A 20,113-nucleotide genomic window follows, 5' to 3' on the forward strand; every position below is an offset into this window, starting at 1 on the left:
CTTTCGGTTTATCAGCTAATAGAATTTAAGCAATCTTGCCTATTACGCTTTCTCAGCAAGGATAATGCGCAGAGTACGACGTAGTGGTTCTGCAGCACCCCAAAGTAGTTGGTCACCAACCGTGAAGGCGTTTAGGAAGTCGTTACCCATCGACATCTTACGCAGACGACCGACAGGTACAGACATTGTGCCTGTTACTTTCGCTGGTGTTAGCTCCTGTGCCGTGATGTCGCGGTCATTAGGAATAACTTTAACCCAATCATTGTGCGTTGCGATGATCTCTTCGATCTCGTCCATTGGCACGTCTTGCTTAAGCTTGATCGTTAGTGCTTGAGCGTGACAACGCATTGCACCGATTCGTACACAAGTACCATCAATTGGGATTGGCTGACCATCTAGACCAAGAATCTTGTTCGCTTCAACACCGGCTTTCCACTCTTCTTTACTCTGACCGTTTTCACGCTTCACATCGATCCAAGGAATCAGTGAGCCTGCAAGCGGAGCACCAAATTGGTCTGTTGGGAATGAAGATGAACGAATCGTATCAGCCACTTTCTTATCGATATCAAGAATTGAGCTTGAAGGGTTTGCTAACTCAGAACTTACGCTGTCGTTGATCACACCCATTTGTGAGATCAGCTCACGCATGTTCTTAGCACCCGCACCAGAAGCTGCTTGGTAAGTCATGGCACTCATCCACTCAACCATGCCTTTCTCGTACAGACCACCTAGAGCCATAAGCATTAAGCTCACAGTACAGTTACCGCCAACGAACGTGTTGGTGCCGCTGTGAATGCCTTGCTGGATTTGAGCCAAGTTAACAGGATCAAGAGTGATGATTGAATCAGCATCCATACGCAGAGTAGATGCTGCATCAATCCAGTAACCTTTCCAACCTGCTTGACGCAGTGCTGGGTATACTTTTGATGTGTAATCGCCGCCTTGACAGGTAATCACAGCATCAAGCTGTTTTAGGCTATCAATATCAAAAGCGTCTTGAAGTAGACCCGCATCTTTACCACCTAAAACAGGGGCAGGAATACCAATCTGAGATGTGCTGTAATAAACAGGCTCAATCAAGTCGAAGTCTTTCTCTTCAACCATACGTTGCATCAGTACAGAACCAACCATACCGCGCCAACCAACTAGACCTACTCTCATCGCTCACTCTCCATGTATAAATTAAAAATTGCTCTCCCCCATCTATAAGTTTTTCAGAAACAGAACTCAAGTGCTTTTTGTCAAAAAGTGTAACTTTTTCGTTTCTTTTAAGTGAACGTAATGAATCGTGCAGTTATCTCTGTATCGACATTCCATCTCCACCTCATTGATTAAGCGTCCATTATCGTCAAATTCAAACATTTACATCGCCAAAGTCGATTCAATCGACGCTCATCACAAACAGTAAATCCCTCTTTTAAACCAAGGTTAATCAGAGTTTTATTTTACAAAGCGAAAACAACGTGCGACAGATTTCAACATGTAACAATCATGAATGTAACAAAGATTTAGATTATGAAACCACAATTGATTGAGTTAACAGTCAAATATCACAACTTGGGCGTATTTTTTCGATATAATAAACTAATTACTGTAGTGTCCGTTTTGCACCACACACTATAACGAAGCACTATAAATGCTCGAAATCACAAGAGGCTTTTATGAAGCAGAGTAAAACTCGCCTACCGAACCTATTGCAGGTATTCATCGCGTTAGGACTATTTCTATCCCTTGCTTTTTCCTTTACTGCAAAGCTTGACCTTCCAATTCAACTTGCCTTGTATATTGGCTGGTTCATTATCATGGTTCTTGGTATTCGTCTTGGACACCAATACAAAGACTTAGAAAAAGCAGCACTCAAAGGAATATCCAATGGCTTAGGCGCGGTTTTAATACTTTTAGCCGTTGGCGCTCTTGTTGGTACTTGGATCTCAGGCGGGATCGTACCTACTATCATTTACTATGGTCTGAAAGCTATCCACCCTTCTATCTTCCTTTTAGCGACCATGATCATCTGTTCTCTAACTGCATTGGCGACCGGTACTTCTTGGGGTGCTGCGGGTACAGCAGGTATCGCGATGATGGGTATCGGCCAAGGCCTAGGTGTTCCAGCACCGATTACTGCAGGTGCCGTGCTGTCAGGCTGTTACTTCGGTGACAAGATGTCTCCTCTTTCTGATTCAGTGATTCTGGCTTCTTCAATGTCTGGTGTTGAAGTGGTTGAACACATCAAGGGCATGCTTCCAGTTGCGTTAATCAGCTACGTGATTACAGGCATCATGTTTACTGCGTTTGGTTTCCACTACGCGGGCAACGTTGACATGAGCCAAGTAGACTCTGTCATCAAAGCGATGGAAGTTCAGTTCTACATCACGCCTTACTCATTCGTTCCGGTACTTATCGTGCTTGGTCTGTTGGCTTTCCGTATGCCTTCATTCCCGGTCATCAGTTTTGGTTCTCTGCTGGGTATTATCTGGGCAGTCATGATCCAAGATATCGACTTCCTAACGGCATTCAACACTGCTTGGGCACCGTTCTCAATCTCATCTGGCGTAGAGTTTATTGATTCGATTCTTAACCGTGGCGGCATGTCTTCAATGCTAGGTTCAGTTGCGGTTATCGTATTTGGTCTAGGTTTCGGTGGCTTACTGGATAAAGTGGGCGTACTAGAGACAATCGCTAAGGTGTTTGAGCGCCGCGTAAACAGCGCAGGCTCACTAGCGACGAGCACAATTGGTACGGCCTTCATGGGTAACGTGTTCGGTTCTGCAATGTACGTATCGTTAATCCTTACGCCAAAAATCTGTGCGAAAAACTACGACCGTTTAGGCTACAAGCGTAAGAACCTATCTCGTAATGCTGAGTTTGGTGGCACGTTAACGTCGGGTATGGTTCCGTGGAGTGATAACGGTATCTACATGGCGAGTATTCTTGGTGTTGCGACGCTGTCTTACGCACCGTTCATGTGGTTAAGCTTCATCTGTATCATCGTGACTATCGTGACATCTTACATGGGTTGGTTCGTTGATAAGTGTGAACCAACAGCACCAGCGTTTGAAGCTGAAGAAGCAACAGAGTTAAGCAAGCAACAAGCTTAAGTTCAGGAGCTAACGCTTTCGAACATAACTCAAAACGTTAATGGTTAAATGCAAAAAGAGCGCCCTAGGGCGCTCTTTTTTGATCTGCTGATTTACTTATTTGTTGGCGGTTCGTTTACCCAACCAGTAACCGATGCCTAACGGTGCAAAGAACACTACTAAGATAAACAGGATGAAGTAGATAATCACACCTTTGATTAACTCCATCAGTTTATCAATCGCCAGTACCACCACCTCTTGAGAGACGCGATCAAGGTCTTGCGTGAACAGTTCTCTTTCTGAAGTCACAATGCCGGCAATCTCGATGCGCTCTTTCGCAATCATCTCTACTAGAGCTTCTCTCTCACGTGTCACCATTTTTTCTAATGCCACACGTTCATCGCTCAACATCGCCAGTTTTTGGTCTGTTTTGTCACTAAGATCATTGAGCAATGGCTGCATTTCTGTCGACATAATAGAGGCTAGCGTTTGCATGTATTCTGGGTTGTTCTCAATAAAGTCTTGCATGCTTGCTGATGTTAGACGAAGGCTTTCTAGCGTCATCGATAGGTCTTCACCCGTTAGCGAGCTATTCAATGCAACCAACTCAGCTTTCCACGTCATCAGTTTCGGTGTCTGGTCAGCCATTAAGCTTAAGCGGTCTGATGCATCGCTCATTGCTTCTGGCATGGTGCCTAAACTCTGGACGATTTGCGACTCGTCTTTACCAAGGTAACTTAGCCATTCACGGTAAGCAGGCGTGCTTCTGAATGTGAGATCTTTAAATGGGTGGCTAGCGGCAAACTGAGCAACGAACGCTTTGCTTTTTTTGAAATCACTGGAGTTCAATACACCCTTTGCCAATTTCTCTGCTTCTTGGTCAAGAAAACGAGCAGCCTCTACTGCATTATCCGTCACGAACAGATCCGCGCCATCGCCTTGGCTATAAAACTGATTCATTTGGGCAGTGAAAACCCACGAATCAATTAACGCAGACATTGGGGAAGTTTGGTAAGCCGCTTGTTGTAATCCCTGCTCTGCATGGATCTTCCAAAGCAACACATAAGATTGATGTAAAGTGTCATCAGCAGGATAAAATTGCGCGATTAAATCAGCCGAGTCTTCTACTCGTGTAAAAAACATCTTGGCGTATTCACGCGTCATGAGCCGAGCATTTAACTCTTGTTGAGTGAGAGGCGTCGTTTGACTATCTAACTTAACTTCTAAGAGAGAACAACCACTTAGCACAATGCTAAGCACCAACACCATCCAACTTCGACTCGAAACTCGTAACATATAAACCTCTGACAAAGACTAAGGGCGCTGATTGTATGAGCGCTTCGTCAGAGTATTGTCAAAAATCCTGTAAAAGTTAACGCTGACTGTCTAAATATTCATGAGCAGAATCCACAGAGGCTTTTATAGCCTGCTCTAGTTCAGCTAAATCATGTTCACTGATCGCTCTGGACTGCTTCATTGTCATTTCAATGGTTGCGGCAATGATGGCTAACCGAGACGCTTTAATACTGCCAGCCACGCCTTTTAAGCTATGTACAATGCGAGCCGCGGAGGTTTCATCTTTGGTCAACAAAGACTTAAACTTCTCGTAGTCACCTGCGTGGTCTTGTACAAACACACCAAGCAAGAGTTCGACAGACTCAGCATCACCATCGAGCGTTTCTAACATGTCTTCGATATCAATCGCAGGCTTTGAATCTGTGACACTGGCAACGTGTTTCTCTGCTACGGGTGCCTGTTCAGGGACTCGCTGAATAGAGTCTTGCGGTACAACGGGTTGGCTTTTAACGTTAACGCTCTGCGGAGGTTGAGAGTCGGAAGACTGGCGCGTTGGCCTGTTCTCGGATACATAAGCGTCACTATCTGCTTGTTTCACTGCTGAGGAAACAACATCGCTATAAGAAGCGTCTTCCTTACTTGAATTAATTTCTAGTTCAGAGCTGAGTTCTTGGTCTGCTTCTTTCATCGTTTTTGTGGACCTAACGCCCCAAAACACTATCCCGCTCATCGCCACCAAGCTTAAGCCTAGCATCACCAACAATAGGTTGAATTGACGATCATGGAACTCAGCTTCGAGTTTTATGATCTGTTCATTTACTGAGTTTTTCTTAATCTTATCAACCAAATAGTTAAGCTGAGCGTAATCACTCAACAATGCTGACGCATCAGCCAGTAGTTGTTGGAGTGCATCTTGTTCTTCGTTTTCTAAGGAATAAGATTTTTCTAGAATGGAATCAAAGGCGCGATAAGTCGCTGACGAACTTTGATTTTCAGAATACATGGCTTCAAATACCACAACACCGAATTCGTTGAGGAGCGGTTTTAGCTGAGGGGAAAGCTCTTTATCAGCACGCAAGATCTTAATGTTATCAACGATGTCTTGAACTTGGCTTTCTATTGGAATGAACTCATCGAACTTTTCTAGGAACTGATCAGCTACGTACAACAGTTGGTTGACATCAGGACGAAACAAGGCGTGTTGGAAATCAGATTCAATCTGCAGTCGGATCGAATAAACCAACTGAGCATCGAGTGCGAGATCATTGATACGAGAGACTCGAAGCGGTTCTGAGAAATAAAGCGATTGCCTCAATTCGTTGACTCGAATACCGAGCTCTTCGATTTGAGCTAGAGAATTGGTGTAGGAACGGCTTAGATTAAGAAGAGCCAATGAAGGAAGTAACCACAGAGCCAAGAGCACAACCAAAAAGGTGGCTGGTTTTTTAAAGCGTTTGGGCTTTGCTACTGATTGTTCCATCTATATTCCTTGTGCGTGTTAACTTGAAGCCATGACCGTAGCTAAAAGATTAAGCACAAAATAAGCGACAACGTCCTGCTGCCGCTTTTATCCGTTAACTTCGGACTATGACTTATTGCGAGTCAGTTGGTCACGTAAGTTCGGTGGAGTGCCTTTAATCGTTAGCGTGTCTGTCTCCGGATCGTAAAAGATACGTTCGCCTAGAAGCAGACTATCAAAACTAACATTCAAACCGCCACCAGCACCAACAAATTTTGTTAGTTTACGCATAGTTGCGCGATCGGCTGGGAAGCTGTCTTCTAACTCGTAGCCTTGCTCACTAGTATAGTCAAAGAAGCTTGTGCCATCTGTGCTTGCTGGCAACTCACCAGAAAGTTCACGAACTTGTACTTCATCGCCCGCTTTAAGTTGCTCGTTACAGTAATCCGCAACCTGCTTTTTGTAGCTGATCGCTTCTTCTTTCTCTAATTTAGAGTCAGAAACGAAGTCTTCTACCGCTTGCATCAGTACTTGGTTCTGCTGTTTCGCATCCAAACCGACTTCAGCTTGTAAGAAATCTAAGAAGAAATCCGCGACTTTACGGCCAACACGTCCTTTAATATAAGTTAAGTAACGGTTTGACTCTTTATCAGTCTCATAAGTAGAAAGGTCTAGGCGAGCCGCGATATCCATTTTTGAGATATCAAGGTAGTCAGTCGCACTAATATCAAGCCCTTCAGTTACCTTTAGGCTTTGGTTTGAAGGCAATAAACCAATGAAAAGGTAATCTGTTGCAAGTGACTGATATTCAGCCATTACCAAGATACCTTCGTCAGCGAATGGGTACTTTGATAGTTCGTCTTTTAGACGTTGCGCACTCTTTTGAGAAAAATCGTAAAAGTTTGTCTCACCAGCACGAAGTTGATGCAACCACTGCTGGAATTCGCTGTCAGATTTGAAAGAACCAAACCCTTTGCCTGCTTTTGAATTAAAAACACGGTGAAGTTCAGCAACTAGGCTTTCAGATGAAGCATCGTTTTCTAGAGATTCAGCACGATAGTTAACAATCAGCTCATCCTGATCGTTCTTGCTCAGCTGGTGTAAAATTACGTTGGAAAGGTGAAGGCTCATAGTGAAAATATTACCGTTCAGGTTTCAGTTGTCGTGCATAGTAGGTTATCATAAGCCGCTTTTACTATCATTATTAGAGTCCTTATGCCGATTATATCTAAATACACAGATGATCAAGTTGAAAAAATCCTAGCTGAAGTAGGTGCTGTACTAACTAAGCACAAAGCTTCGCCAGAACTTTCACTGATGATCGCTGGAAATATCGCAACCAATGTCTTAAATCAGAATGTTGCTGCTTCACAACGCAAAGGAATTGCTGAAAAATTTGCCGAGGCTTTAATTTCTTCTCTTGAAGATAAAAAGTCTCACTAAATTTGATTGACGGATAAAAGAATTATAAATGGTAGACAGCGCAAACTCATATAGCGATCGTGTATCTCGACTGGTTGGTTGGGGTCACTGGTTTGCATTTTTCAACATCATTGCTGCGATGTTGATTGGTACTCGTTATATTACTCAATCTGCTTGGCCAGAAACCTTGCTAGGCCAATTCTATTTGGCTGCATCGTGGGTTGGTCATTTTGGCTTTTTAGTGTTCGCGCTCTATCTATTAGTGCTGTTCCCGCTCACTTTTATTCTTCCGTCGAGGAAGTTATTACGTTTGGTTGCCGTTATCTTCGCGACCATAGGTTTAACTGTCCTACTGATTGATACCCAAACGTATCAAAATATAAACCTCCACCTGACGCCTGTCGTGTGGGAGGTTTTATTCAGTGGAGAGGAATCTGCATTCACGTCTGATTTGCAGCACCTCTTCATTGTTATGCCGCTTATCTTCTTGCTGCAACTCGGTCTATCTGAGTGGGTTTGGCGTAAGCAGCGTAAACTGTCTCATAAACACATTGGCCGTCCGATTACTGCCGTCTTCTTCTTGTGTTTCATCAGCAGCCACTTGACCTACATGTGGGCTGATGCGTACTTCTATAACCCAATTACTAGCCAGAAAGCGAACTTCCCACTGTCTTACCCAATGACAGCGAAAAGCTTTATGGAAAAACATGGCCTATTAGACCGTGAAGAGTACCTTGAGCGTTTAGAAGCGAACAAAGAGAATGTAAACCTAGTTAGCTACCCGCTAGAAAAAATTCAATACAACCGCCGCAGTGATGATCTTAATATCCTGATGGTGAGTGTGAACAACCTTCGCTCTGACGCTCTTAATGCGACAGCGATGCCAAACAGCTATGCCTACGCACAACAGTCGATCAACTTCACCAACCACTACAGTTCAAGTAACGATATGTTTGGTATTTTTGGCTTGTTCTACGGCCTACCGAGCAGCTACGCAAGCAGCATTGAAGCTCAGGGGTCAAGCGCAGTATTGCTCGATGTTTTAGAGAATCACGATTACAAGTTCGCTGCTTTCAGTGGCGACAACTTTAGCGATGCACTTTACTCGGATATTATCTTCCGAGGCCGTGATGTGATGCCAGAGCAAGCAACTTATGATGACCAGAGTGCCATAAAAGCTTGGTCTAACTGGATTCAATCACCGCAAGCTAAACGCCCTTGGTTTAACTTTATTGAATTAACCACACTGGATAACTTCGCCAGCTACGATTCAAGTTCAGAGTCGGACTCTACGCTAACGACAGCAGAGCGTTTTGCAGCAGACTATCAAAAGTCGGCGACAGCGGCCGATGCTCAGCTAGCAACTATCTACGCTGAACTGGAACGCTTAGAGCTTGCCGATAACACGGTGGTTATCATTACCTCTAACCACGGTACTGAGTTTAACGAAACCAAAACCAACAGCTGGGGTGCAAACTCCAACTACAGTCGTTATCAGTTACAAGTACCACTGTTTATCAACTGGCCTGGCAAGTCTGCTTCTGAATACACCCACCGTTCTAGTCATCTAGACGTGTCAGTAACACTGATGCAAGAGCTATTGGGTGTATCTTCGAACCCAACAGATTTCAGTAGTGGTCGCAGCCTGTTTAATGAACGTAACAGAAAGTGGATTCTCGCGGGCGACTCTCGTGAACTTGCTCTTGTTACTGACCAGCAAACAACGGTGTTGGATAAATTTGGTAACTACAAATTGTACGACCAAAATTACAAGCGCCTGAAAAACGTAAGCCCTCGCTTACCTGTGTTGATGCAAGGCCTGACAGAGCTACAGCGTTTCTACACAAAAAATGACTAAATAATCAGCAAACAGCAAAGGGAAGCCAATGGCTTCCCTTTTTTATTGCCGTGAATGATTAGAAAACAAGCAACAAAACAAAATTATGAAAATTAAGGGTTTACAAGATCCTCCACCCCTTATATTATTCACGCCACTGGAGGGATGGCTGAGTGGTCGAAAGCACCGGTCTTGAAAACCGGCAACCGTTAATAGCGGTTCTAGGGTTCAAATCCCTATCCCTCCACCACTTTAAAGAAAGCCGCTGAGAAATCAGCGGCTTTTTTGCATCTGAAGCTTTTTAAAATATAAAGCTCATCTAACAAAACTCTCTACAGTCCCAGTTTCAAACCCATTCACTTTATACCTAGTTTTAAATTCCGATCTCACCGTTCTAAACTAAAAGTTCATGCGCCTAAGCCACTCCCCTCATAACTTTACCTGCAAGCCAATTAGATACTTTCTTTTTTAATAGCACAGAAACACTTCACGTATAACAAAAGTTGGGAATACTTGGCTTATTGAATATTAGATTTTGTCGGCTTCTTAATAAACCGAACAATAAATAATCATTCAGAACAAAAATACCAAAAAGCGTTCATAAAAAAAGCAGTCAGTTAATAAGGGTATTTACAAGCGAAAGCCACCCTTATATTATACGCGCCACTGGAGGGATGGCTGAGTGGTCGAAAGCACCGGTCTTGAAAACCGGCAACCGTTAATAGCGGTTCTAGGGTTCAAATCCCTATCCCTCCACCACATTAAAGAAAGCCGCTGAGAAATCAGCGGCTTTTTTGTATCTGGCGTTTACGTAAAGAACTTACGTATTTTCCACTACGCCACCTTTCGGCTCACTTCAAAACGCCCAATCAATTGGTCTAAACGGCTCAATGCATTGCCCATCAAGGACACTCGACGTGCGAGTTGCTTAGTAGACAGTTGTAAGTCAGATATTGAACGTTGGGCTTTATCTGCCGTTTGTCCATTTTTCTGACTGTTTTCATCTAAGTTAGACATCGTGGTAAAGAGGTCACTCACCGCTGATTGAATTTGCTCACTGCGAGCATTTGAGTCGACTGTTAAGTTTCCTTTACTCACATTCTCGACACCTCGCTCCATGGACTCAACAGCACTGCGAGACTTACTATGCAGCTCTTTCATTAGGTCACTAATATGGTTAGCAGCTTGTGAAGTTCGGTCAGCCAGAGTTCTTACTTCAGAAGCAACGACAGAGAACCCTCTCCCGTGTTCACCTGCTCTTGCCGACTCAATGGCCGCATTCAAGGCCAAAAGGTTAGTCTGCGCGGTAATGTCAGTAATGATATCTATAATGTCAGACACCTTAGTCATTTCATTATTCACCTCATTCACGCTATGCGCCGAGCTTTCTACGATATTGCGAACAATCTCCATGCCTTCGACGGACTGATTGTACTCCTTCTCTGCGCTCAGGACGGCTTGTTTCATCACCGTGTCCATTTGCGTTGCTGAGACACTCGCATGAGTAATTTCGCTCTGTTGATACTGACTCAACTGAAGCATATTGCTTAACGCTTGTGATGCATCATCACTGGTTTGCTTCATCACGACACTGCGACGAAACATCGATTCCGAAACCTCTCTAACTTCGTGACTCGCATGGATCAACTCACTCACCGTGTTATCTAAATTGTCGATAAAACTGTTAGTCCAGCGCCCTAAGTTGCCAAGTTCATTATGACTGAATGTGGTGGGATCAAGTCTCCGACTTAAGTTGCCATCACCTTCGGCTAAGGTCTGCATTACCCCGGTCATTTCATGAATCTTCTTCGCTAGTGGTTTGGCGCTAACTAAACGGAATAAGCCCAATGAAAGCAACGCGCAAGCGAACATAATGCCACTCTGCATAAAAGGTGTGAGTGTATAAAGGTTGGCAAACAGTAATGGAACAAATAGAGGCAGTAGCATGCAGCTGATAAAGTGCTTAGATAAGGTATAACTTAGACTTCGGTCTCTGTAGACCTCTTCTAAATCGGACTCACACATCATGCCAAAGGTATCTGGTGAACCATCCAATTGAAAAGTGATACCTTTGCCAATAACGGGTATGTGGCGATAGTCAGAATACCCCGGATAACCAATAAACAAGTTATTGCCATTTTTAATGGTTTCTCTTACGCCTGGGTGAAGCTGATTAGTGGCTGGGTCTGTAAAGCGAATCTCAAATTCGGTGTGGTGCTGGATCTTAACCGTTCCCCAATCAGTATGAATCCCTTGCTTTAAGTTCTCGCCGTGTGAAAAGGTATTATCTTCAAAGCGAGAACGAGAGAGCGCAACACCCGGCTGAGTATTAGGATCATGAATGGGGTCGACCATAAAGATATAGTTATCACCCGACTCGCTATAAATATGCCCCGCTTCTCTTTGAATAATGTCACCAATAACATCATTTGGAACACGACCACATAGGAATTGCGGCGCCCCTTCATCCCGAGAAAAGGGGACATAAAACATCAGCGTTACTTGGTCATGAAACGATGAACTCGAAGCCCCTACGTTCAACGTGCGCTGATCCATATACGGCCCATGCAGATAACGCTTTGAAGCCCCTTCAACTAAAGCCTTCTTGTCTCCAAGGTTAACCCCTACATGCTCATGATAACTCGATGCTTGTGCTATCCCCTTAGCATCGACGATCGCCAACTCAGAAAAATCCGTACTGCGTTTAAGAAGGCTAGCTAACGTCCCCTGAGCTTGTTCTTCCGTTCGACTTGCTAAATAAACCGCAGAGTCTTCTAAAAAATCCCATTGATTCTTGACCCAGTTATGCAGAAGTTGAACTCGCGTGTGAGCAATACTTTCAAAAGCTTGTTCAAGCTCTTCCGTCCTACTTCGATTGAGGAAACAAGCTCTGCGCATAGCCAGTTTTCCTGTTGCGCCAAACCAATTAAGCCAACTACGCTCCTTGTCCGTCAGGTTCATTTTTATCCCTTGTGTTTTTATAGACACATGGGTAAAGCAATTTACAGACCACAATTAATCACACAAATACGTAACTAATTAATAAAAAAGCACTTTATATGAATCACAATGGTGCAACCGTGTCTTTTATGGTGCAAGATACGCTTATTTCACACCATCATTTCAATGAGCTATCAGGCGCTAATTTGAGAGGTTAACCGTGAACATGATAGGCCGCTTTTAACAGCTGCATGTGAATCGGCACCAGATCTTGGTGTTTAGTGCGGTACCCGCCACCGACTACGCAAGCCATCGGAATAGACTCTGATTTCGCTAATTCAATCATGAAACAGTCGCGCTCAAATATCCCTTGTGTCGAGACATTCAAATAACCCAGTTCATCGTCTTGATGAATATCTATCCCCGCATCATAAATAATCAGATCAGGTTGATGGTGAGCAATCGCTAACTTAGTGACTTGTTCAAAACAACGTAGGAACTCTTCATCTTCTGTTTCACGACTTAATGGCACATCTAAATCGGATAGCGGCTTTCGTGCAGGGAAGTTTTTATCGCAGTGGAACGACAGAGTAATGATGTCGTCGTTGTCTTGGCAAAGAGTTGCTGTGCCATCACCATGATGAACGTCGCTATCAACGATCAGCACTTTATCGATATGTTCAAAGGTCAGCGCGTGTTTTGCCGCTAAAACCAAATCGTTCAACAAACAAAAGCCACTGCCAAAATCATGATGCGCATGATGATAACCACCACTCAAATGAATCGCTAAACCAGTCTCTATTGCCATTTCAGCGGCCAAGCAGGTTCCACCACTTGAGTAGAGTGTTCTTTCGATAAGTTGCTCGCTCCACGGGAAACCGATACGTCTCATCTTTGCTGCAGGTAACTTACCAGACACGAGCAAATCAACATATTCGCTATCATGTACCTGTTTTACTTGCTCAACCGAAACCGGCGTTGGTTGGCACACTTCAAACTTGCACTTCCATCGAGGTTCGCTATTCATCAGCGCCTCAACAGCACTATGCAACAACTGATATTTGTTGATTGGGTAGCGATGACCTTCTGGTAAAGGTAACTGTGAATAGATTGGGTGGTAAATTAAAGGAATCATAATCAGGCTAATTGCGTATCTTTCTCAAAATCATAACAGCCTCAAACTTGGCGACAACCTTAATTAATGATAATGGTTATCATTGTTGTTAATTATAAAGTAGAGACCATAATGAAAAACGTAATACTCATCTTTGGGGTGATCTTCGGCTCAGCGGCAGCAGTAATGATTTTTGTAGGAATGCTAATGGCCAGTTGGTGGAGCGTTGATTTTCTCGTGTTAAGCCATCAAACTTAACTAATTGAACTGAAAAGGAATCACCATGAGCGTTATTTTTATTACTGGAGCGAACCGCGGCATTGGCTTAAGCCTGACTCGACAATACTTGGAAAGTAATCACAAGGTGTACGCGACTTATCGTGATGACAATTCAGCAAAAGAACTGCTCTCACTCGCAGACCACAACACCAACCTTACCTGTATTCAATTAGAGATAACCGATTACCAAGCAGTAAGCCAACTCCCTTCGCAAATAGAGTCGATTGATATCTTGATCAACAACGCTGGCTACTATGGCCCTAAAGGCTACGGGCTGGGTAATACCGATGTTGAAGAGTGGCGTCGTGTATTCGAAGTCAACACCATCGCTCCACTAAAGCTTGTCGAAACGCTATTGCCTTTACTCAAAGACAGCGATATCAAAAAGGTCGCTTGTTTATCCTCTAGAGTCGGCAGTATGTCAGAGAACACCTCAGGCGGCGGTTACATCTATCGCTCCTCTAAAGCCGCTCTAAACTCCGTGGTGAAGAGCCTAAGCAACGACTTAACCGATGATGGCTTTACGGTGTTAGCACTGCATCCAGGTTGGGTGCAGACTGAAATGGGTGGCCCTAATGCTCTGATCGACACCGACACTTCAGCTTCCGGCCTGATTGAAGTCATCGAGTCAGCGAATACCGAAGTGAGTGGTCACTTCTTCAATTTCGATGGCAGCGAAATTGACTGGTAATCCACAGATGAATGCAGGGCATCTCTCAAACCTAGTTAAGCACTCAACGCTGTTTTGTCTAACAGTGATGCTAGCTGGCTGTTTCAGTGATGGCCCCGGCGACTTGTTCGACGACTATCAAACAAAGATAGCCAGAGTACAAGATGCTGACGAGATAATAGAGGAATGGGAATTTGAAAGCCTACCGAGAAAACGAGAACTGCTGCTTGACGTGCCCTCACTCTCTATCGGCCTCATCGACAGCTACCAGCTTCGTCAGTGTGGATTGTTCAATCTGATTGCAGAAAGAAATTCGGTTCTGGGCAAGGTCGCGGATGAGTTTCGTAATTACGATTATCAAGTCGCGCTACTTGAAGGCGTGGGCAAATGTTTATCCAGTAATGAATTAGACCCAGAGATCGTAGAATTACTAAGAGAAATTGAGCAACAGAAACTCGCACAGTTTCCACTGCATCAATGGAATCTCATCTATGCCAGCGATGCTATGCAGTCACAAATGCGGGGTAGTCAGTGGTTACGCGCTGATATAGGCGATCAGGTACGACAAACCAGTGATGCGTTAGAACACATCAATCAAGCGTTAAACACATCGCTCGTTTCCGGCAAAACCACTGAGGTTCAAGAAGTATTAGAGAAGAGTTCGACCCTTGGGGATTTATACTACTCGCTCGCTCGGGCGTCAGTTGAGCTTGATACCATCACCAAACAGCTGACAACTTTTGATGACAAGATCATCTGTGGTAAACAACGAGACACCACTAAGTTCCGCTATCTCAACAATGTGTTCGAGCAACAATACATAGGTAAGGTTCAGCCTTACATGGCGCAACTGGATGGCTACTATCAGCACATAGCCCCGCAACTAGGAATGTTTGACGCGCAACCTGAACTGCACAGTTATTACTTTCCCATCCAAGATGCACATCAAGCCTTTCGATCATCCACTCGTCGCCATGTTGACTATTGGCAGCAACTGTTTAAACGTTGTGGCCGTAAAGTCGGTCGCTAATCCTAACCTCAATAAGTCTTAGCTTTTAGTGCTCTTTTTAGCGGAAGTACCTTTCTTAGCATACGTACCTGTCTTGGCGTAAGACTTCTTCGCCCCACCGCCTTTACGGCGTTTGAAGGCAGGTCTCTCGACTTTAGGAAGGTGGCGGAGTGATTCAGGAACTTCTCCCGTTTTTACTTTACCCATTAAACCATCAATCTTGCTTTCTAACGCTTGCATGAAAGGCTGATACGCTTGATTTCGTTCTGCCATGCCTTGCAGCTGGTGCTCCCAATGTGCCGTCATGTCTGGGAAGGTAGAATCCTCAGGTAAGGCATGAATCAAGCCTCTGCCCGCAGGGCTACTGTGAATACTCTTACCTTGGCGCGTTAGCAGCTGCCTTTTGAATAGAGTATCTAGAATACCCGCACGGGTTGCTTCTGTGCCAAGGCCATCGGTTTCTTTCAAAATGGCTTTGAGATCTTTGTTCGCAACAAAACGCGCGATACCTGTCATCGCTTGAAGCAATGTCGCTTCCGTGAAGTGTTTTGGTGGCTCAGTTTTCTTATCACCAATCACGCCTTCACGGCACGTCAACACCGTACCTTTATCCAATGGAGGAACCGTATCCGTGCCATCCCCTTTTTCTTCGGTATCCGTTTTACCCATCAACACCTTCCAACCCGGGTTGATAAGCTGACGCCCTTTTGCGATGAACACGCCACCAGCGATATCAAAGACCAGCTTAGCATCAGCAAAAACCGCAGGTGGGTAAAACTGCATTAGATACTGACGAGCGATTTGCTGATAGATTTTCATCTCGTTGGCAGACAGGCCGTTCACCGATGACTTCTTCGGAGTAGGAATAATCGCGTGGTGAGCATCGACCTTACTGTCGTTCCATGCTTTTGATTTAAGAGAAAGATCCGCACCTTGAGCACCACTTTGCAGCTCTTTGGCATTGTTAGCGATAGCGTCTACGATCGACTCTCGCTGTGAGTAGTGCTCTTTAGGCAAATAGCGGCTATCAGAACGTGGGTAAGTGATGAGTTTGTGTTTCTCGTACAATGACTGACACGTATCTAACACCTGTTGAGCACTCATACCAAAACGCTTAGACGCATCAATCTGCAAGGCTGACAGCGAGTAAGGCAGTGGCGCAGCTTGTTTACTTTGCTTTTGCTCTGATTCCGTCACCGTCGCGGGTTGATTCGCAATTCGGTTAGCCACATTCTCAACCAGCTTTCGATTGAGCACGCGCCCTTCTTCATCTTGCCATGGTTTACATGCTTCGCTTGGCTTCCAACGCGCACGAATATCAAAGCTCTGGCCGTGATTTTGATAAGGGATCAAAGCGTGCAAAGTGAAGTAATCTTTCGGAATAAAGTTTTCGATCTCTTCATCGCGCCTTACCACCAAACCAAGTACAGGCGTTTGTACTCGCCCGACCGACAACACACCTTGGTAGCCAGCCTTTTGACCGAGTAAGGTATAAGCACGAGTCATGTTCATGCCATACAACCAATCGGCTCTAGAGCGTGCTAAAGCAGAAATAGACAATGGAATAAAGTCTCGGTTACTGCGCATTTGAGAGAGCGCACGCTTCACGGCTGGTAAGTTCAAATCGCTGATCAGCAGCCTGTCCATCGACTCTTTCTTGGCCTTAGACACCTTGCAGTAGTCGATCACTTCATCAACTAGCAGTTGCCCTTCTCTATCCGGGTCACCCGCATGGACAATTTGGGTCGCGTCCTTCAATAGCTTTCGGATCACCGAGAGCTGTTTGCTTGACGTCTTGCGCGGTCTTAGCTGCCATTGCTCTGGCACAATAGGAAGATCTGCTAAGTTCCACTTCTTATAACGGTCATCATAAGCATCTGGCTCAACCTGCTCCAATAAGTGTCCAATACACCAAGTCACCACATCCCCATTGCCACATTTGATAAACCCTTGGTCTTTCTTTTGTGGATTAGGTAGTGCAGCGGCGATCGCGCGGCCGAGGCTTGGTTTTTCAGCAATAATAAGGCGAGACATGTTTTTCCAGATGCTACAAACAATTAGAGCCACATTATCTAATGTGGCTCTAATAAATCAAGAAAAACTGGTTGTTTATACAGTTAGCATTCCACTATTCAAGCTTCAGCTTTCTTTATAAAAACTCAACGAACTTAGAGAAGTCGCGCTCTGGCACTTTCATTGGTGTACAGCCTGGAGTGCCTAGGTATAGGAAGCCAACAATTTCATCGTCGCCTTCTAGGCCAAATGCTTGGTGTACTTCTGGGTGGAACATCCATTTACCTGAGCGCCAAAAGCCTTGGAAACCTTGTGCGACTGCGGCCATTTGCATCGCCTGTGCAGCACAACCCGCAGACAGATGTTGTTCGATAGCAGGCACTTTCTCGTGCTCAGTTACTTTGGCAATCACAGTAATCACCATCGGAGCTCGGAACGGCGCTTTTTTTACTTTCTCGATAACCGCTTCTTCGCTGTCATCCGCTTCAGCGGCGCGCACCAAGATGTCTGAAAGCTTTTGTAGGCCTGAACATTGCGCGATAACAAAGCGCCATGGTGTTAGTGCACCGTGGTCTGGAGCACGCAGCCCTGCTTTGATGATGTTTTCTAACGCCACACCTTCAGGTGCCGGATCAGAGAGTTTTGCGATTGAGCGTCTGTTGAGCAATAGATCCAAAGCATCCATTTGAAGTCCTTACTATTTCTTTATTATTTGTATACTTGAACTTTAGCACAGAATACAAACGATAATAAATCTCAACGGCTGTCCATTTAGGCTAGATTAGAAACAATAAAGGCTCCTAAATCTATGACTTAGGAGCCTTGTTCAAAATCTAACTCAGCAAATTAAGTAACAATATCTACTGATAAGATTACAGTTTGATAGCTGATTCTATAACTTAATCGCTAGCTCAACACCTTGACGAATTGCGCGTACTGCATCCAATTCACCCGCGTAATCGGCGCCGCCTATCACATGCAGTTTGCCACCAAACTCTTGCCACATGTCTTCGAATGGACGAACTGACACCTGACCTGCACATACGATAACCGAGTCAGCATCCAGCACCTGCTCTTTCTTACCAACGCTGATATGCAGACCTTGGTCATCAATCTTGTTGTAGCTCACGCCACCCAGTAGATTAACACCGCGTTTTTCTAGTGTGCGTTTGTGAATCCAGCCTGTAGTTTTGCCCGGACCTTTACCAACACGCCCCGCTTTACGCTGCATCACCCAAACCGTTTTGTCGCTGAATGAATCCGGGTAAGGATACAAACCACCTGGGTGTTCCATGTTCTTATCGATGCCCCACTCATGCAGCCAATCATCTAGGCTGTGTGACGCCGGCTCGGTGAGCATGGTTGCCACATCGACACCGATACCACCAGCACCAACAATCGCGACCTTTTCGCCTACTGGTGTCTTTTCGCGAATCAAGGTTTGGTAATCGACCACGTTTTCTTGGTCAATGCCCTCAATATCGAGCTTTCTTGGCTCTACGCCAGCAGCCATCACCACTTCATCGTACTTCAACAACATCTCAAACGTTGCTTCCGTATCCAGTTTCAGATTCACGCCGGATGCATCGATTTGGTTAGCAAAATAACGAATCGTTTCTCTGAACTCTTCTTTGCCCGGTATCTGCATTGCTAATCTAAACTGGCCGCCGATACGGTCATTTTTCTCAATCAAGTCAACCTTGTGTCCACGCTGGGCTAGTGTCGTCGCACAAGCTAAACCGGCTGGGCCTGCGCCGACAACCGCAATGGTCTTAGTCGCTTGCGCTGGCTGAACAACAATTTCAGTCTCGTAACAAGCGCGTGGGTTCACCAAACAGCTCGCACGTTTACCTTTAAACACGTTATCAAGGCAAGCTTGGTTACAACCGATACAGGTATTGATGAACTGAGCTTGGTCTTGAGCTGCTTTATTAACAAAATCCGGGTCTGCCAAGAATGGACGCGCCATAGACACCATATCAGCCTGCCCAGAGCTAAGAATACGTTCGGCCTCTTCTGGCGTATTAATTCGGTTACATGTCACCACTGGGATCGACACGTATGGTTTCACTTTTTCCGTCACCCAAGAGAATGCACCACGTGGTACTTGTGTCGCGATAGTCGGAACACGCGCTTCATGCCAACCGATGCCGGTATTGATAATAGTCACGCCTGCTTCTTCCAGCTTTTGAGCCAATAGAACAACATCTTCAAAGGTGCTGCCTTGCTCAACCAAATCCAGCATCGACAGTCGGAAAATAATAATGAAGTCGTCACCCACTGCTGCGCGAATCGATTTAACAATCTCCAGCGGGAAACGCATGCGCTTCTCATAAGAACCGCCCCATTCGTCGTAACGCATATTGGTACGTTTACAGATGAATTGGTTAATCAAGTAACCTTCAGATCCCATAATCTCAATGCCGTCGTAACCCGCGACTTGGGCGAGTTCGGCACTGTTGGCAAAGGCACCAATGGTCTTTTTAATCTGACGAGGGCTCATCTCACTTGGAGCGAACTTAGCGATAGGCGCTTTAATGCCAGACGCACTTTGCGCAAATGGGTGCATCGCATAACGACCTGCATGCAACAATTGAAGCGCAATTTTACCGCCGTGCTTGTGGACGGCTTCGGTAACAACTTGGTGCGCTTTAGCGTGCTTTACTTTACTGAATTCAGCACTGAATGGGGTTAATCTGCCACGTAAATTAGGAGAGAAACCACCAGTAACAATAAGGCCAACGCCTCCTTTTGCTCGCTCTTCATAAAACGCGGCGAGTTTGTGGAGACCTTCTTTATTTTCTTCTAAACCTGTATGCATTGATCCCATCAATACACGGTTACGTAACTGGGTAAATCCAAGATCGAGTGGTTCAAGTAAATGTGGGTACATGGCAGACATCACTTCTATTATTTTATCCTTGTGGTCTGACCACAGTATAGTTCAATTACCAAAAGTTCAAACAACCGTTTACATTTTTGTAACACCGATCATAA

The 20,113-nt window shown here is 44.9% G+C and carries 14 protein-coding genes and 2 tRNA genes; 7 read left to right on the forward strand and 9 right to left on the reverse strand.

The window, feature by feature from the left end:
* Positions 1 to 42: 42 nt before the first annotated feature.
* Positions 43 to 1,161, reverse strand: coding sequence for an aspartate-semialdehyde dehydrogenase (gene asd, locus AB4263_RS06305; RefSeq protein ID WP_017629874.1), 1,119 nt, complete (start codon positions 1,159 to 1,161; stop codon positions 43 to 45).
* A gap of 500 nt (positions 1,162 to 1,661) precedes the next feature.
* Here asd and nhaC point away from each other — a divergent pair, with 500 nt between their 5' ends.
* Positions 1,662 to 3,098, forward strand: coding sequence for a Na+/H+ antiporter NhaC (gene nhaC, locus AB4263_RS06310; protein WP_017063453.1), 1,437 nt, complete (start codon positions 1,662 to 1,664; stop codon positions 3,096 to 3,098).
* A gap of 96 nt (positions 3,099 to 3,194) precedes the next feature.
* On the opposite strand, the gene AB4263_RS06315 is transcribed toward nhaC, so the two are convergent.
* The 3 genes from AB4263_RS06315 to yejK all read right to left on the reverse strand — a co-directional run bounded on the left by AB4263_RS06315 (position 3,195) and on the right by yejK (position 6,963).
* Positions 3,195 to 4,373 (reverse strand): chemotaxis protein, encoded by a 1,179-nt coding sequence (locus AB4263_RS06315; protein ID WP_372097906.1) that lies wholly within the window; start codon positions 4,371 to 4,373, stop codon positions 3,195 to 3,197.
* Positions 4,374 to 4,449: 76 nt separating this feature from the next.
* Positions 4,450 to 5,853 (reverse strand): Hpt domain-containing protein, encoded by a 1,404-nt coding sequence (locus tag AB4263_RS06320; protein WP_372097908.1) that lies wholly within the window; start codon positions 5,851 to 5,853, stop codon positions 4,450 to 4,452.
* Positions 5,854 to 5,958: 105 nt separating this feature from the next.
* Entirely contained in the window at positions 5,959 to 6,963 is a 1,005-nt protein-coding gene (gene yejK, locus AB4263_RS06325; protein WP_017061190.1) for a nucleoid-associated protein YejK, read from the reverse strand.
* Between the two features lie 84 nt (positions 6,964 to 7,047).
* Between yejK and AB4263_RS06330 the strand changes: the two genes are divergently transcribed.
* The 4 genes from AB4263_RS06330 to AB4263_RS06345 all read left to right on the forward strand — a co-directional run bounded on the left by AB4263_RS06330 (position 7,048) and on the right by AB4263_RS06345 (position 9,850).
* Entirely contained in the window at positions 7,048 to 7,275 is a 228-nt protein-coding gene (locus AB4263_RS06330) for a YejL family protein (protein ID WP_004734063.1), read from the forward strand.
* Positions 7,276 to 7,303: 28 nt separating this feature from the next.
* Positions 7,304 to 9,112, forward strand: a complete 1,809-nt coding sequence (locus tag AB4263_RS06335; RefSeq protein WP_372097910.1) for a DUF3413 domain-containing protein — start codon at positions 7,304 to 7,306, stop codon at positions 9,110 to 9,112.
* Between the two features lie 138 nt (positions 9,113 to 9,250).
* A tRNA-Ser gene (locus AB4263_RS06340) sits at positions 9,251 to 9,341 on the forward strand.
* Positions 9,342 to 9,759: 418 nt separating this feature from the next.
* Positions 9,760 to 9,850: transfer RNA gene (locus AB4263_RS06345), tRNA-Ser, on the forward strand.
* Between the two features lie 75 nt (positions 9,851 to 9,925).
* Here the strand turns inward: AB4263_RS06345 and AB4263_RS06350 are convergent.
* Positions 9,926 to 12,052, reverse strand: coding sequence for a methyl-accepting chemotaxis protein (locus tag AB4263_RS06350; RefSeq protein WP_372097911.1), 2,127 nt, complete (start codon positions 12,050 to 12,052; stop codon positions 9,926 to 9,928).
* Between the two features lie 193 nt (positions 12,053 to 12,245).
* Complete coding sequence (locus AB4263_RS06355) at positions 12,246 to 13,166, reverse strand: histone deacetylase (protein WP_136973525.1); 921 nt, start codon at positions 13,164 to 13,166, stop codon at positions 12,246 to 12,248.
* 262 nt (positions 13,167 to 13,428) lie between these two features.
* On the opposite strand from AB4263_RS06355, the gene AB4263_RS06360 reads away from it, so the two are divergent.
* Together AB4263_RS06360 and AB4263_RS06365 are read left to right on the forward strand one after the other, a co-directional pair.
* Positions 13,429 to 14,115: an SDR family oxidoreductase gene (locus tag AB4263_RS06360; RefSeq protein WP_017059372.1), complete on the forward strand. Its 687-nt coding sequence runs from the start codon at positions 13,429 to 13,431 to the stop codon at positions 14,113 to 14,115.
* Positions 14,093 to 15,124 (forward strand): DUF3080 domain-containing protein, encoded by a 1,032-nt coding sequence (locus tag AB4263_RS06365; protein WP_017063445.1) that lies wholly within the window; start codon positions 14,093 to 14,095, stop codon positions 15,122 to 15,124. Before AB4263_RS06360 ends, AB4263_RS06365 begins: the two co-directional genes overlap by 23 nt.
* Before the next feature lie 18 nt (positions 15,125 to 15,142).
* Here the strand turns inward: AB4263_RS06365 and AB4263_RS06370 are convergent, their stop codons facing one another.
* The 3 genes from AB4263_RS06370 to AB4263_RS06380 all read right to left on the reverse strand — a co-directional run bounded on the left by AB4263_RS06370 (position 15,143) and on the right by AB4263_RS06380 (position 20,018).
* A complete protein-coding gene (locus AB4263_RS06370; protein ID WP_372097914.1) occupies positions 15,143 to 17,137 on the reverse strand; it encodes a DNA topoisomerase III in 1,995 nt (664 codons plus the stop codon).
* 115 nt (positions 17,138 to 17,252) lie between these two features.
* Positions 17,253 to 17,801, reverse strand: coding sequence for an NAD(P)H nitroreductase (locus AB4263_RS06375; protein ID WP_372097916.1), 549 nt, complete (start codon positions 17,799 to 17,801; stop codon positions 17,253 to 17,255).
* A 207-nt stretch (positions 17,802 to 18,008) separates the two neighbouring features.
* Positions 18,009 to 20,018, reverse strand: coding sequence for an FAD-dependent oxidoreductase (locus AB4263_RS06380; RefSeq protein ID WP_372097918.1), 2,010 nt, complete (start codon positions 20,016 to 20,018; stop codon positions 18,009 to 18,011).
* Positions 20,019 to 20,113: the final 95 nt, after the last annotated feature.

It is taken from the genome of Vibrio sp. 10N.261.55.C5 (genome assembly GCF_041470505.1).
GTDB lineage: Bacteria > Pseudomonadota > Gammaproteobacteria > Enterobacterales > Vibrionaceae > Vibrio > Vibrio crassostreae_C.